Origin of the sequence: Flavobacterium fryxellicola (assembly GCF_900143245.1) — a bacterium.
In the GTDB taxonomy this organism is placed as follows: Bacteria; Bacteroidota; Bacteroidia; order Flavobacteriales; family Flavobacteriaceae; genus Flavobacterium; species Flavobacterium fryxellicola.
Genome location: NZ_FRDK01000007.1, coordinates 82,134 through 96,748 on the forward strand (window position 1 = coordinate 82,134; position 14,615 = coordinate 96,748).

General features: G+C 35.1%; 11 protein-coding genes. 7 read left to right on the top strand and 4 right to left on the bottom strand.

What is annotated here, in order from left to right:
• Positions 1-323: 323 nt before the first annotated feature.
• The gene (locus BUA03_RS11245; RefSeq protein WP_066076910.1) at positions 324-1,193 is read left to right on the top strand and encodes a DUF808 domain-containing protein; all 870 of its coding nucleotides are present in this window, start codon (positions 324-326) and stop codon (positions 1,191-1,193) included.
• Between the two features lie 111 nt (positions 1,194-1,304).
• Here the strand turns inward: BUA03_RS11245 and BUA03_RS11250 are convergent, their stop codons facing one another.
• Both BUA03_RS11250 and BUA03_RS11255 read right to left on the bottom strand, forming a co-directional pair.
• Positions 1,305-2,306, bottom strand: coding sequence for a PorP/SprF family type IX secretion system membrane protein (locus BUA03_RS11250; RefSeq protein WP_066076913.1), 1,002 nt, complete (start codon positions 2,304-2,306; stop codon positions 1,305-1,307).
• Positions 2,307-2,323: 17 nt separating this feature from the next.
• Complete coding sequence (locus tag BUA03_RS11255) at positions 2,324-6,709, bottom strand: PKD domain-containing protein (protein ID WP_082854279.1); 4,386 nt, start codon at positions 6,707-6,709, stop codon at positions 2,324-2,326.
• Positions 6,710-7,746: 1,037 nt separating this feature from the next.
• Between BUA03_RS11255 and blaOXA the strand changes: the two genes are divergently transcribed.
• The 3 genes from blaOXA to BUA03_RS11270 all read left to right on the top strand — a co-directional run bounded on the left by blaOXA (position 7,747) and on the right by BUA03_RS11270 (position 9,572).
• Positions 7,747-8,568 (top strand): class D beta-lactamase, encoded by an 822-nt coding sequence (blaOXA, locus tag BUA03_RS11260; protein ID WP_066076916.1) that lies wholly within the window; start codon positions 7,747-7,749, stop codon positions 8,566-8,568.
• Between the two features lie 306 nt (positions 8,569-8,874).
• Positions 8,875-9,222, top strand: coding sequence for a DoxX family protein (locus BUA03_RS11265; RefSeq protein ID WP_066076919.1), 348 nt, complete (start codon positions 8,875-8,877; stop codon positions 9,220-9,222).
• Complete coding sequence (locus BUA03_RS11270) at positions 9,222-9,572, top strand: DoxX family protein (RefSeq protein ID WP_066076922.1); 351 nt, start codon at positions 9,222-9,224, stop codon at positions 9,570-9,572. Before BUA03_RS11265 ends, BUA03_RS11270 begins: the two co-directional genes overlap by 1 nt.
• A 433-nt stretch (positions 9,573-10,005) precedes the next feature.
• Here BUA03_RS11270 and BUA03_RS16950 read toward each other — a convergent pair whose 3' ends face one another.
• Positions 10,006-10,413: a hypothetical protein gene (locus tag BUA03_RS16950; RefSeq protein ID WP_245792625.1), complete on the bottom strand. Its 408-nt coding sequence runs from the start codon at positions 10,411-10,413 to the stop codon at positions 10,006-10,008.
• Positions 10,414-10,595: 182 nt separating this feature from the next.
• Between BUA03_RS16950 and BUA03_RS11280 the strand changes: the two genes are divergently transcribed.
• Positions 10,596-11,528 (top strand): NAD-dependent epimerase/dehydratase family protein, encoded by a 933-nt coding sequence (locus BUA03_RS11280; RefSeq protein WP_066076925.1) that lies wholly within the window; start codon positions 10,596-10,598, stop codon positions 11,526-11,528.
• Positions 11,529-11,780: 252 nt separating this feature from the next.
• Here BUA03_RS11280 and BUA03_RS11285 read toward each other — a convergent pair whose 3' ends face one another.
• Entirely contained in the window at positions 11,781-12,413 is a 633-nt protein-coding gene (locus BUA03_RS11285) for an SDR family oxidoreductase (protein ID WP_066076928.1), read from the bottom strand.
• A 206-nt stretch (positions 12,414-12,619) separates the two neighbouring features.
• On the opposite strand from BUA03_RS11285, the gene BUA03_RS11290 reads away from it, so the two are divergent.
• The gene (locus tag BUA03_RS11290; RefSeq protein WP_066076930.1) at positions 12,620-13,507 is read left to right on the top strand and encodes a carbon-nitrogen hydrolase; all 888 of its coding nucleotides are present in this window, start codon (positions 12,620-12,622) and stop codon (positions 13,505-13,507) included.
• Positions 13,507-14,553 carry an agmatine deiminase family protein gene (locus tag BUA03_RS11295; RefSeq protein WP_245792626.1) on the top strand — a complete coding sequence of 349 codons (1,047 nt, stop codon included), beginning with the start codon at positions 13,507-13,509 and terminating at the stop codon, positions 14,551-14,553. The genes BUA03_RS11290 and BUA03_RS11295 overlap by 1 nt, the downstream gene beginning before the upstream one ends.
• Positions 14,554-14,615 lie beyond the last annotated feature (62 nt).

A 14,615-nucleotide genomic window follows, 5' to 3' on the forward strand; every position in this document is an offset into this window, starting at 1 on the left:
CAAAATTAAAAATTTAAAGGTAGAAGAACTGCAGCTCCTAACGAAAATGGGTTGTGTTTATCCCAAATAATTGTTACCCTAGCTCTGGAAAAAAGACGAATTAAGTACCAAGTACGACGTCCAACAGTCTGAAAAAATAGTACGTGCTACTAAATACATAAAAATCAAATTGTAGCATAATTCTAAAAAATTTCAAGAAGCTAGCATGTCACTTTTTTTTGCAGTAAAAAAGTTTTAGCTTCGCACTAGTAAATAATCAAAACGGACAAAGACTTTTTTGGTAAACAGAAACCAAAGTCAGTACCGCTTCTAAAACAATAAAAATGGCATCAGGTTTTTTCGCATTATTAGATGATATCGCTGCAATGATGGATGATGTTGCAGTTATGAGTAAAATTGCAGCAAAAAAAACAGCTGGAATTCTAGGCGATGATTTAGCCGTAAACGCAGAGAAAGCTTCCGGTTTTATATCATCCAGAGAACTTCCTGTTTTATGGGCTATTTCAAAGGGTTCATTACTCAACAAAGTAATTATTTTACCCGCAGCTTTTTTGCTGAGTGCTTTTGCACCTGTGGCGGTTATCGTTATTTTGGTTCTTGGCGGACTTTATTTAGCCTATGAAGGTGCCGAAAAAATATACGAGTACTTTTTTCCACACGCCCATGCTAAAACTGAAATTTCAGAGCAAGAATGGACAGAAGAAGAAGTTCTAGCATTCGAAAAAGAAAAAATCAAATCGGCTATCATAACGGATTTTATACTCTCTGTAGAAATAGTGATTATTGCGTTGGGAACTGTAATTGGTAAACCTATTTCATCTCAAATCATGGTTGTTTCTATTATTGCACTTATAGCTACCGTGGGCGTTTATGGAATCGTAGCCCTTATTGTAAGAATGGACGAGGCAGGTTTAAAATTGATGCAGCTCAACAAGCGCGAAGGGAGTTTTACTACTAGACTCGGAAATATATTAGTGCAAGCATTGCCTAAAGTCATCAAGAGTTTATCCGTTATCGGTACTATCGCTTTGTTATTAGTAGCTGGTGGTATCTTTGTCCACGAGATCTATTTTTTACACGATTTACTGCCGCAAGTACCGGCTATAATTACAGAATTTTTTATCGGTCTTGTGGCTGGCGGACTTGTTTTAGTTATCGTAAACTTGTTCAAGAAGATTTTTAATAAAAAGTAAGTCGCAGAAAATAAATACGCTTTGCGAAGCGCAGTACTTATTAAACAGTATCTAAACACCAGTCGAACATCTGGTGTTTTTTTTTTAGAAATACTTTAAATTGCTTTTACTTTACCTTCCCGTATAGTTCGGACAACCAAAACATTTTTTATCTAAATTAAACTGATACGTTAACGACAATTCATAAATACCACCCGTTTTTCCAATTTTAGAGGTATTTAAATCATAAGAGATTCCTAATCGCAGGTGATCGTACTGCAATCCTGTAAAAAGGTTTACTGATGTTAGCAAATGACTGTTGACTCCATTTTTAGCAAGATTCGTTACAGCAGTAGCGCCAAAAAACATTTTCTCGAATAAGATCGATGTTCCTATATCCAAGCGATTATAACGCGCTTGTTGCATATAATTAGCAGTTACAAACATTTTAGTCGCATACGGAAAGAATTGTACATCGATATAATTAGCCAATAAAAATTCATATCCCGTACTTAAAGAGAAAAAGGTATTCAAAGGTACATTTCCATCTTGAGTGAAGGAAATATTTGGTTTATTCAAGTGTTTCATAGACAAGCCAATCCACATGTTTTCAGTATTAAAAACCATTCCTGCTGTAGCATCAAAAAAGCTAACTTTATCGTTTAATAGAAGTGGATCTATAGAACTTGTATTTATAATTCCTGATCTAATATTAATCTGATCTTCTAATAGTAGATTTTGAAATGCAAATGATTTTAGCCCAAACCCAACTTCTATAGCAGGTCTAAATTCCCAATCATCACTAATTCTTACTCGGTATGCATAATTCGCATTGACTTGCGAAAAATTATAATTAGTAACATTTTCTCTTTGATTTAAAACACTAATACCAAAACCACTATTCATATTTTCGTTCCAAGTATTGATAAAAGCATAGTCTGTAGTAATTTTTAAATCTAAATCCGGCCACTGTTCTCGATGGATTATACCGGTGTACGTGGTTTCCATGAAGCCTGAAAAACCTGGATTTAAGGTTTCAGGAATTAGAAAATATTGTGTAAAAACGGGATCTTGCGCTCTCAATGTTGAGTAAAAGAAGCACGAAATAAGGATAATAAATAGTTTAATTTTCATTAGTTGATTCGTTACTTTTATTTAATTAATGTGAAAGCACCATCTTCGATTATGGTGTGGTTGTAAAATGTTTTGGCGCTAAGCTTAAAAAAGTAATTACCATTTTCGGCATCTAAACCAATAACCTTTCCGTTCCATCCTTTTATAGTTTGACCAGTTTCGCTGTATATAACACTTCCCCATGAGTCAAAAACCTCTAAAGTCATTTCTATAAACCCCAAGAATACAGGAGCAAATGAATCGTTTGTGCCGTCATCATTAGGCGTAAATGCATTAGGCATTATAAGGCTGTAGCCCTTTTCAACAAGCACTGTAGCGGTATGCACATATTGACAGCCAAAAGGATACGTAACCGTTTGCTTAATAGTGTAAGTTCCTACTCTAGTATAAACATGTTTTGGATTTTCCTCATCTGAAAAATTACCATCACCAAAATCCCATGAAATTTTTGTAAAATCTCCCGTGGCTAGGGTACTGAATAGTATAGGATCAAAAATTGAATACAAACCGTAAACATTATTTCCATACGAACTGCTTTCGAAATTAGCTTTCCCTAATACTGGTGTATCGACATTATAGGTAATATCCGCAGTACAGCCAAAACTATCCGTGACACTAAAAATGATCAAGCCGTTATTATTTGTGTTCATTATTTCATTATTTACACCAGTAACGACACCATCAGACCAACGTAATTGGTAAGGAGGAACGCCTCCTTTTACTTTTCCAATAAACGTTTGTTTTACATATTTCGTAGCACAATCAAAATCGGTAAGCACTTCAATGGCGGGTGTCAGTTGTTCGAATCGAATAATCTTCCAAGATTCTGATTTTCTACAACCATTCGCATCCGTTACCGCTACAGTATAATTTCCAGGTGGAAGATTCTGTAAATCCTCGGTTGTAGCACCATTAGACCAAAAATATGAAAATGGAGGCGCACCGCCAGTTACAACCAAGTTGATTGATCCTGTATTAGCATCCAAACAACTTAAAGGATTTGAAACATCAGCCCGTAATTCTAGTAGTAAAGGTTCAACAATGAGGAAAGTTTCTTTAATTTTACAAAATTTACCATCTGTAATGGTTACGGTATATTTTCCCGGTCCTATGTTATTTCGATCTATGCCAGCGGTTGGATCGTCCTCCCACACTAAGGTAACAGGCGCTTTCCCTCCAATAAGATTCAATCGAATGTAAGCGTCTTTTGCTCCAAAGCAGGAAATCTGTTTTACAGTTGGATTTATGGTAAAAACTGGTGCATTGTCAATGGTTACAGTAAAAGCTTTTTCACAGTTTAAGGCGTCTGTAATTGTGATGGTATAAGTACCCGCTGATAAATTATTTTGTACACGTCCCGTTCCTAAAGTACTCCATTTTATAAGGTAAGGATTGCCTGATACAAAAGGAATTCCTCCTGTGATATTAGTAATCGTGATCGAAGCATTTGCATCGTTATAACAAGCTATCTCTGTTTTTAAAAACTCCAAACGTATTTCATTGTTTTGCAGTAAAATCACTTGCAAGTTATCTGAACAGCCCGAATTATCCGTAACCGTTAAATTGTACGTTCCGGCTGCTACATTTCGTAAATTCTGATTTGTGCTGCTGTATCCATTTGGTCCCGTCCAATTATATCTATAATTAAAAACACCAGGTGTAACTTCAACTGCTCTACCACCTGTTGTACCTATATTAATTTCACCCGTAAAATCGCCAAAGCATAAAATATTCACTTGACTAACAAGTTTTACCTCTAACAGAGGCGGCTCAATAATGGTGTAAATTTCGGATAAAGTATCGCAATTATTTTTTTCTGTAACAGTAACTTTGTATATTCCTGCAGACAAATTAGTGAGATCCTCCGTCGTAGCAAGAGGGCTTCCATTTCTAGTCCATACATAGGCATAAGGCAAAGTTCCCCCTGTCGTGGTCAAAGAAACCTTTCCATCATTCAGTCCAAAACATGTTATATCATTTTTAAATCCAGAAAAACTAAATTTATCTGGCTCTCTAACCGTATAACTTCTTGTAAAAGGACACGAACCATTATCAATAACTCTTAGATTATAAATACCGGGTTTCAGACCAGAAATAGCTTGATTAGTACTAGTAAAGCCAGTAGGTCCTGTCCATGAAAAAAGATAGGATGGCCCTGTTGCAAAGGGGATACCGCCAGCTACAGCAATGCTGATAGCGCCATCATCAGATCCAAAACAAGTTGCATTTTTAATGGTTTCAGCCACATTTATCAATGGATTGACCGTTACGGTAACCGTAAAATTAGGACCAGAACAGCTTCCTGCTATGGGTGAAACGGTATAAGTTACTGTTGCTGGGTTATTCGTAGTATTGGTTAATGTGTGACTAATGCTCGTTATGGGTGATGATTGTGAAGATGCACCACTTACTGAACCTGAAGGAGTCACGACAGGGTTTGACCAAGTATAAGTAGTATTAGATGGGACATTATCAGTGCCATTAGTAGTAGGCCGAATTAAAAATGATCCACCGCTACAAATTTCGGCTGATTTTGGCGATATAATAGGAGATAATACCGTATTTACCGAGAAATTTCTTGTTTGAGTTGTCGTTCCACAGCTATTGGAAACACTAAAAATAGCTTGATAATTTCCACTTACAGCATAATTAATTGATCCCGGATTGAGCACTGTTGAGGACGACGGCGTTCCACCAGGAAAACTCCAAAGATAGGTCAGTTCAGAACTTGGAGCACAACTTTCTACCACCGTGCCTACAGGGTTAATTGTTGCCGAATTACAAAAATCTGAAATGGGATTTAAAGTAGTAACTGGCTTTTTCTTCACCTCAATTACTTCCGTTTTATATTGGTCGATACCGCAGGAATTTCGGCTTCTTAATCTAAGATAATACGTTCCTGGCGTAACAAAATTAATAACTGGATTTTTTGAAAAGGAACTGGTGTTATTTGTAAAAAACCATTGCTCAGGTCTTTTACCACAAAAGCCTTCAAAATAATTAGTGATTTCCCAATAATAACTTTCCGTTCCACAACTTTGACGCGTATCTGTGGTATTGGTGATCTGTATATCTGTTCCTGCACATGCTCTTGCAAAAGTAAAAGTCGGTTGTAAAATAGGTTCTACACAAATTGTTCTGGTAACCGTTCTTCCTATTCCACACGGTGTTTCTGCAAACAATGAAATTGTGTAAGTTCCCGGTGTTGTGTATACATGACTAGGATTAACCGCTCTTGAAATTGGAGTTCCATCACCAAAATTCCAAGTGTACACATTAAAAGTACTACAGTCATTGGTATATCCCGCAATCGTATTATTATTAAAAAAAACTGGTGTATTGGCACAAGCAATGCTAGTAACGCTAAAATCTACACGAGGCACATCTAAAATAATGATAGGACCAGCAGTTAGAAAAGTACTACCGCAGGAGGTCGTTATAGTTAATCTAACAGTATTGCCAGATGGACAGTTAAAACGTGTAAAAGTATGCGGAATAGGGAAGTTTTGTGAAGCAGACGGATTGCCAGTATTGTAATAAATAGAACTTTCAAGTTGGCCTTGAGTATAACTTCGTATGGTACCATCTCCATAATTAACAGTATAATTGGTATCTGAAGGATTGAGTGCCCACGAACCTATAGCAAAATCCATTGGAGCAACTGGAATACAAAAATTAGTAGTATTACCAGGAGCTATGAGTGCTCCTATTGGATTGTTTGAGTTTTTAACTACATACGTAATTGCATTAGTACAGCCATTTGCACCTACTCCTGTTATAACCATGTTAAATGATCCTAAACGCAAATAGGTATGCGTTCTGGGAAAGACAACATTTGTTTCAACAATCCCATCTCCCCATTCTATATTATAGGAGGCAATACAAGAATTTGAATTGGAAGAATTACCTACATTGATTGTATATTTTGGATCTGAATTATTATCCCCACATTTTTCGAAAGGAGCACCTGTGCCTGACGAAGCATTTAAATTAAAAAATTTCAAATCTGGCTTTTGCTTTACCAAAACAACTTTTGTAAGGGACGTACTCACTCCGTTGCGATCAGTAACAATTAGTTTTACATTAAAATTTTGAGTTCCACAACCAACAGCTGTGAAAATATGAGTTGGATTAGCACTAGTAGATATTCCTCCATCTTCAAAATCCCATTGGTACGTATAAGGAGCATCGCCAAGTATACTTGAAGTAAAGGTAATTGGAGTACCAGAACAACTACCATCGTTATTATAAGTAAAAGAAACCACAGGAGCTACTAATTCGATTTTATAATTGCTATGGACTACTGTTTTAGCATGGCTTTTTTCAGCTGTTTTAGTATTGGCAAAAACCGAAACAGCGGCTAATAAAAAAAAGATAGATGCTAGAAGATAAAGATTCCTCATGTAATAAAATTCGTTAATTTATGGGGTAAAAGTATCTATTTTTTTTCGAATTTATAAGGATTTAAATTCATTTTATTTTGTTTTATTTTATAAGTCATATCTTATAAGTAAAAAATAGAGCAACACCCACACTTTTATCCAAACACCGAAATAACAAAACCATTAAAGGACACTTGCTATACTCTAAACTTATAGGTGTACATTATATTTGTTCTGAATTTCTAGTGACTTTATCCTTGTCTTCAATTCAATAAGCTATTTAGTTTTTAAATTTCACCAAATGAGCGGCTTAAAAATCCAAAAATAGTGCACGCTATATTCTATTCTTTAGAAAAATTCCAAAAATGAGCCTACGTACAATGAAAAAAAGTTATTCTAATTATTGTATTTTTACTTCAGGATTTGCACTTGAGTGTGTGGATTTTAAACCAAAAAAAAAAATTAACTACGCACTTTAAATTAGATGTTTTAAGTCCAAACAACCAATAAACTAGAACGACTATTGCAATACGTTTTTGGAGCAGGACGCTATTTTTTCAAAACAATTCCGCTCCTGCTATTCACTCTATCTTTATGGCCTTAAAGAAAGGACATAAAGGATGCCGTTACTATCAGGTCTATCAAGAACATCAAATTTTCATTAGAACAAGTACTCCTCCTCTAAGCTAGGGCATGCGCCTTTAATTATGAACAATTGCGTCCCTTGTATATAACGGTAACAAATCAACTATTATTTATTAAAGTCGTTTGCGCCTCACGTTTAATTGAGAATAGTTGCACCTTGTGAAATAGAGTACTTTAAAAAAAACAGACTTAAAACAACCGATTTGCGTGTATAAGTGTACCGCATGGCTTCATTAAATAAAAATCCATTTGATGATTTGTAAAGAATTATTTATATATTCGTTGAAGAGATAAGTGTGACGTTTATCAGACTTATTTAACGATAATAAGGCAGATACGTTTGATACTTTTAGACCTGCATAAAAGTTGTGTCATCTTAGGACAACAGAAACTTAGAACAAAAATAAATCAAAATGAGAAAGCTACTTGTCCTTTTTAACCTACTATTGTTTGTAAACTTTAGTGGGAATTGCCAAACTAAAAATTTAAAACCAAAAGAAATTGTACAATCTGAATTTGGAAATATTTTAGATAGTTTAAAAGTAAAGGGCTCAATATTAATTTATGATGTGAAAAATAAAACTTATTATTCTAACGACTTTGAATGGGCAAAAACAGGGATAATCCCAGCATCAACTTTCAAAATTCCAAATTCAATTATTGCTTTAGAATCCGGAATAATTAAAAACGATGCTACAATTTTTAAATGGAACGGAGAAAAGCGTAAATTTAAAAAATGGGAAGAAGATTTGACTTTCAAAAAAGCTTTTCAAGTTTCTTGTGTTCCTTGTTATCAAGAAATCGCCGGAAAGGTAGGTGTAAAAAGAATGAAATCGTATTTAAAAAAATTAAACTATAACGGAATGGTTTTCGATTCTTTAACAATTGACAATTTTTGGCTAGAAGGAAAATCGACGTTTTCTCAAATGCATCAAATTGAATTTTTAGAAAGATTGTATTTCTCACAATTACCGATTTCAAAAAGAACCGAAAAAATAATGAAAGACATAATGCAGCTTGAGAAAACGGAAAATTATGTTTTGAGTGGAAAAGCAGGCTGGGGAATGAGAAATGAGATAAATAATGGCTGGTTAGTTGGGTATATAGAAACGAATAATTCTGTTTATTTCTTTGCAACAAATGTGGAAAAGCAAGAAACAAATATGGAAGAATTTCCAATTATTCGCTTAAATTCAACCAAAGAAGCATTAAAAAAGTTAAAACTAATTAAATAGATAAGACGAACGCTCCATGCTTTGATTTAGGGTGCGACTCAGGAACATTACCGTTCCGAATCATGTTTTTCGTTTAGCCAAAAATTAGAGGTTACGAAGCACACGCCATCTCAAAATGATCGAAAGTCACCACTTATTTATCTTAATTTCTTACTCTTTTGGGATCTTTAAAACAATCGAAAAATTGTAAATTTATTGTGAAACTGAACGAAACAAGCAGTATAAAAGTGAAGACCAGAACTCACTATAAAATAACGGGGCAGCACCTGAAAAGCCAAAAGAGTAAGAAAATTAAAAAAAACTAAAATGATAAATTTATCCGTGATTGCACAACTCATTGTTGCTATTTCTGTTATTATTGTATGGGTGTTTCGTTTTGATAATATCGTAAAAGAATTTAAGCAGTATGGACTGAGCGATCTGACACGAACATTTGTTGGCGCAACTAAAATAGCATTGGCAACATTGCTTATAACAGGTATCTGGTTTCCTTCGCTCGTGCTAATTCCAGCACTTTTAATGGCTTTTTTGATGTTCAGCGCGCAATATTTTCACTTTAAAGTGAATAATCCTTGGCAAAAGCGAATGCCATCATTGTTTCTAATGCTACTAAGTCTGTATATTGCTGCCGTAACCCTTAATTTAATTGCCTAATGCGTTTACTAGAAGTTTTAATTATTTTTTCGAGTCTCTCTTTCTTAGCCTATGGAATAGCTTATTTTACAAATCCAAAAATGAAAAGTGAATTTGTCCGCTTTGGATTGAGCAAATTTGGAACGCTTACTGCAATTTTAGAGATTGTAGGAGCTTTAGGTCTTCTAATTGGCTTATTGTACGACTCTGTTTTAGTACTCTCCTCAGGAGGTCTAGCTTTATTGATGTTTTTAGGAGTAGTTGTACGACTAAAAATTAAAGACGGTTTGTGGGCTTCGTCGCCTGCTTTATTTTATTTTGGGCTTAACTTATATATCTTCATTGAAACCATAAAAATCTTCTTGAATTAAAATCTGCAATAGGTTGAATAGGAACTACAATTAAAAAAATTATACTCTTGAATACAAAAAACCAGCCTGATAAGACTGGTTTTTTTAGTGATTGCAAAAGCAAATAAAGAAGGTAGTTTTTATAGCTCCGTAAAAATAGAAGGGTCAAAATTTGTTTTAACAATCACATTTTTTGGTCCTACATCTTCATTCGGCCTGTCAAAAGACAGTAAAATAGTACCCGTTTTTTGATAATTATTCCATGGTTTTAAAAACTTTGGCTCGGTATCATTAAAATTTTTATAGTAGGCCCATTGCGTAATTAAATGCTCTTTTTTATCTACATACAGCCAATACTTATTTTCAGGGGTTATACGCCAACCGCAGTGAAGGTAAGTTGCAAAACATCTACCGTTTTACCATTTGGTAAGTGGTCTGTTTTGATATAAGTAAGTTATACTCCTGGATCTTGTAATTTCCAAGGCATCACTAACCAATACGAATCATTGATCCACCAGTTTTTAGCTTTTTCAAGTAGGTCTTTGGTCTTGGTATCATCATTCACTAGCAGACCATTCTCATAGGCCTTACCTTTTAAAGTAGTAATGTTTACTAAAATCACTTGCTTTGCTGCTGGATTCTCTATGCGAACATCTCCCGTCCATTTATCCCAAAATATTTTTCTGCTCACAAAATCCCATTGAATGAAACGGGTCTCATTGTAATTTTTGATGCCGCCCATCGCCGTTAGCATTTCTTGAACAATCGAATTTGCTTTTTTATCTTCAGACTGAGCTACTACCGCAGTGCTACAAAAAAGTACCGTAAAAATAAGTAAAGCTGCTTTATAAATAGTTTTCATAATCCTGTGTTAAAGTAATTCCAAGAAACAAAAATAGTCTCTTTTGTGTTTCTTTTGGATTTAAATTTCATTATCTAAACTTCTCTCCTGATTATTAGAACCTATTACCCTTTTTTGCATTGAAAAATTCCCTAAAAATTATTCTTATATTAGCATTTGAACAGACTAGAAAAAGATAAAAAATGCAAACAATATTAGGAGCAAACGGAATAATAGGAGAAGGATTGGCTCGTGAGCTGCGGAAAAATTATACCCACCAAATTAAATTGGTGGGCCGCAGTCCCGAAAAAGTGCATCCAGACGATGAACTTTTTAAAGCAGACCTACTCGATGCAGAAAGTGTTGTAAAAGCTCTGGAAAATACTCAAATAGCGTACTTGACCGTTGGACTTCCATATGATTCCAAAATTTGGCTTCAAGATTGGGTTATTGTAATGCAAAATACAATCAATGCCTGTAGAAAGAACCACTGCAAACTTGTCTATTTTGATAATACCTATGCCTATCCGCAAGACAGCAAAATCCAAACGGAAGATACTCCTTTGACCTCCAATGGGGAAAAAGGAAAGGGAAAGAAACGAGCTGCTGAACTGCTTTTAAAAGCCATTGCAAATCAGGAAATTGAAGCGGTAATTTGCAGAGCCCCGGAGTTCTATGGCCCCGGTAAAACCAAAGGACTGACCAATAGTTTAATCTTCGAAAATCTAAAAAAAGGCAAAGAACCGAAAGTGTTCTTAAAAGATAATGTCTTACGAACGCTGATCTTTACTCCAGATGCAAGTAAAGCCATGGCACTAATTGGTAATACGAGTGATGCGTATGGGCAAACCTGGCACTTGCCGTGCGACGACAATAGAGTAACGTACAAGCAATTTATTGCTGAAATCGGCAACCAATTGGGACGAGAAGTAAAATACAAAGTATTGCCTTGGATTGTTTTAAAAATTGGTTCCTTTTGTGACAAAAACCTTAAAGAAACACAGGAATTACTGCCTCGTTACGCGATTGATAACATTTTTGAATCTTCGAAATTCAAAACTAGATTTCCCGATTTTAATGTAACAACGTACGCTGAAGGAATAAAATTAATCATCAACGACTATAAGATAAAGTAGGAATTTATCTAGATTGATTCCTTAAGTTTAAATGATATCTCATTTTAAATAAAGATGTGAGAATGGATTAATTTCATTATTATTTGCGATTTAGAACTTCTCCAACACCAAGAATTCTAAACTAAAAAAGAAGAAACAGATTGTGACGAAAAATTAATTGCCACATCAAATCTTCAAATTTCAAGCGACTGTATTAATTTGACGGCCACTTTTAACTTTAACCCTAGAGGTATTTAATCATTATTATTTACTCTAACTCACTTTTTCTAGTGCTTTGCGTATCAAAGTTTCTCCTTTAATAATTTCAAAAGTCGCCTTTCTTGCTACCGTATCATCTAAAGTTTGCACCAAGGTTTGCGCCACATCTTCCCGACTAATTTCGCCTCGTTTATTTAATTTAGCTTCCAGCTCAATAGTAGTTAACGCTTCTTCATTAGTTAAAGAACCAGGTCTAACAATACTAAAATTTAAACCACTTGTTTTTAAATATTCATCGGCGTTGTGCTTTGCTTTCAAGTACTCTTGCAATTGTGTCGCTTCCTCCGGTTTGTCAGCTCCCATAGAACTTAACATAATAAACTTCTTAATATTTGCTTTTTTGGAGGCATCAATTAGTTTTTTTGCTCCTTCTTGATCAACTCCAATAACATTTTTTCCAGCAGAGCCAGCAGCGAAGACTACTTTATCAATCGGTCGATTAAAAACAAGAGAAAGATCACCTTCTAAATCACCTAAAACAGTTTCAATATTTTGCCCTTTGAAATAAGCTTGTTGCTCCTCTTTTCTGACCATCGCTATTGGATGAAAATTGTCGGATTCATTTAAAATGGCTACTATCTTTTTTCCTGTGGTGCCATTTGCACCTGCTACTAATATGTTTTCCATACCTAAAAGTAGCCAAACATTGTAACTTACACCAACCTAATTTACTGTTTAACTTTAGATTAGGACTTATTAACATTTTTTATAGAAAGAAAAAAGTTAAAATTATTATTGTAAAGTAGCCTCTACTTATTTTTCATTTCATTTTCAATTTTACAATTTTCTACTCTTTATAAAATTCACTATTTTTGCAGTCTAAAAATTAGAGTATGCTAAATAAAAAATATAAAATTGCAGTTATTCAGCTGAATCTTAACGATGTTGCCGAAAACAACCTAAAAAAGTGTATTAGTTGGGTTCGTGATGCTGCGAGTCAAGGCGCTGAGGTAATCTCTTTACCGGAATTGTACAGCAGTCATTATTTTTGTCAAAGTGAAGATGTAGATAATTTTGCTTTGGCAGAACCACTTTACAGTACTTCTTTTATTGCGTTTAGCGCTTTGGCAAAAGAATTAGGAGTTGTAATCATTGTTCCTTTCTTCGAAAAAAGAATGGCTGGAATTTACCATAACAGTGCCTATATTATTGACACGGATGGATCAGAAGCGGGCTTGTATCGCAAAATGCACATTCCAGATGACCCTCATTTTTATGAAAAATTCTATTTTACCCCAGGTGATTTAGGGTTCAAAACGATTCCAACCAAAAAAGGAAAAATAGGAACCTTAATTTGTTGGGATCAATGGTATCCGGAAGCGGCACGTTTAACGGCTTTACAAGGGGCAGAAGTGTTGTTTTACCCAACGGCAATTGGATGGCATCCAGGAGAAAAAGAGGAATATGGTGTAAACCAACATGGCGCATGGATGAGTGTGATGAAAGGACATGCAGTGGCAAACGGAGTTTATGTAGCAGCGGCTAACCGAATTGGTTTAGAACAATATTTGCCTAATACGGCGGGAATCCAGTTTTGGGGATCTTCGTTCATAGCGGGACCACAAGGCGAAATTTTGGCGCAAGCCTCGCACGATAAAGAAGAAATCCTAATTGCCGAAGTCGATTTAGACTTACAGGAAAATGTACGTCAGAACTGGCCGTTTTTTAGAGATAGAAGAATCGACGCTTTTGGTGATATTACTAAAAGAGCAATCGACTAATGATGAGCACAACCAATACTAGAAGATTTCCAGCCGAATGGGAAAAACAGCAAGGTATCTTACTTTGTTTCCCTCACAATGGAAAAGACTGGCCCGGAAAATACGAAGCTGTGCAATGGGCTTTTGTGGAATTTATCAAAAAAGTGGCTACTTATGAAACCGTTTTCTTAGTAGTTGCCGATGAAATTCAAAAAGAAAAAGTCAATACAATGCTGGAAACAGCTCATGTTAAACTTGCCAATGTTTCTTACATCATTCATAAAACCAATAGAAGTTGGATGCGAGATTCGGGTCCAATAGTAGTGAAAAACGGTGGTATTAGAGAAGCATTGAATTTTAATTTTAATGGTTGGGCCAAATATAAAAATATTCAGCTCGACAAATTTGTCCCTGCCAAAGTAGGCGAATTTTTGAATATTCCTGTAACCCAAGTCGTTTACAAAGGAAAACCGGTCATCGTTGAAGGTGGTGCGATTGACACCAACGGACGCGGTACTTTATTAACTTCAGAGGAATGCTTGATGCATCCTAATATTCAGGTTCGGAATCCCAATTTTACCAAAGCAGATTACGAAGCCGTTTTTAAGGAATATCTCGGCATCACCAATGTAATTTGGTTGGGAGACGGAATCGAAGGGGATGATACGCACGGTCACATTGATGATTTATGCCGCTTTGTAAATGACGATACAATTGTAACGATTGTCGAAATGGATCCAACGGATAGTAACTACAAACCTTTGCAAGACAATTTGAAACGCTTACAAAATGCCAAATTAGAAAACGGAAAAGCACCTGTAATTGTAGTTTTACCTATGCCAAAAAAATTAGAATTTGATGGCTTACGATTGCCCGCTAGTTATGCTAATTTCTTAATTTTAAATCACTGTGTTTTGGTTCCTACTTTTAACGACCGTAATGATAGAGTCGCTTTAAACATCCTTTCAGAATGTTTTCCGGATAGAGAAGTCATCGGCATTAGTGCTACGGATTTTATTTGGGGATTTGGAACATTACATTGTTTGAGTCAACAAATTCCAGCGTAATTTTAGACTACCAAATAGAATAAAAAAAGACTTGAAGAATAATTACTTCAAGTCTTTTTTAT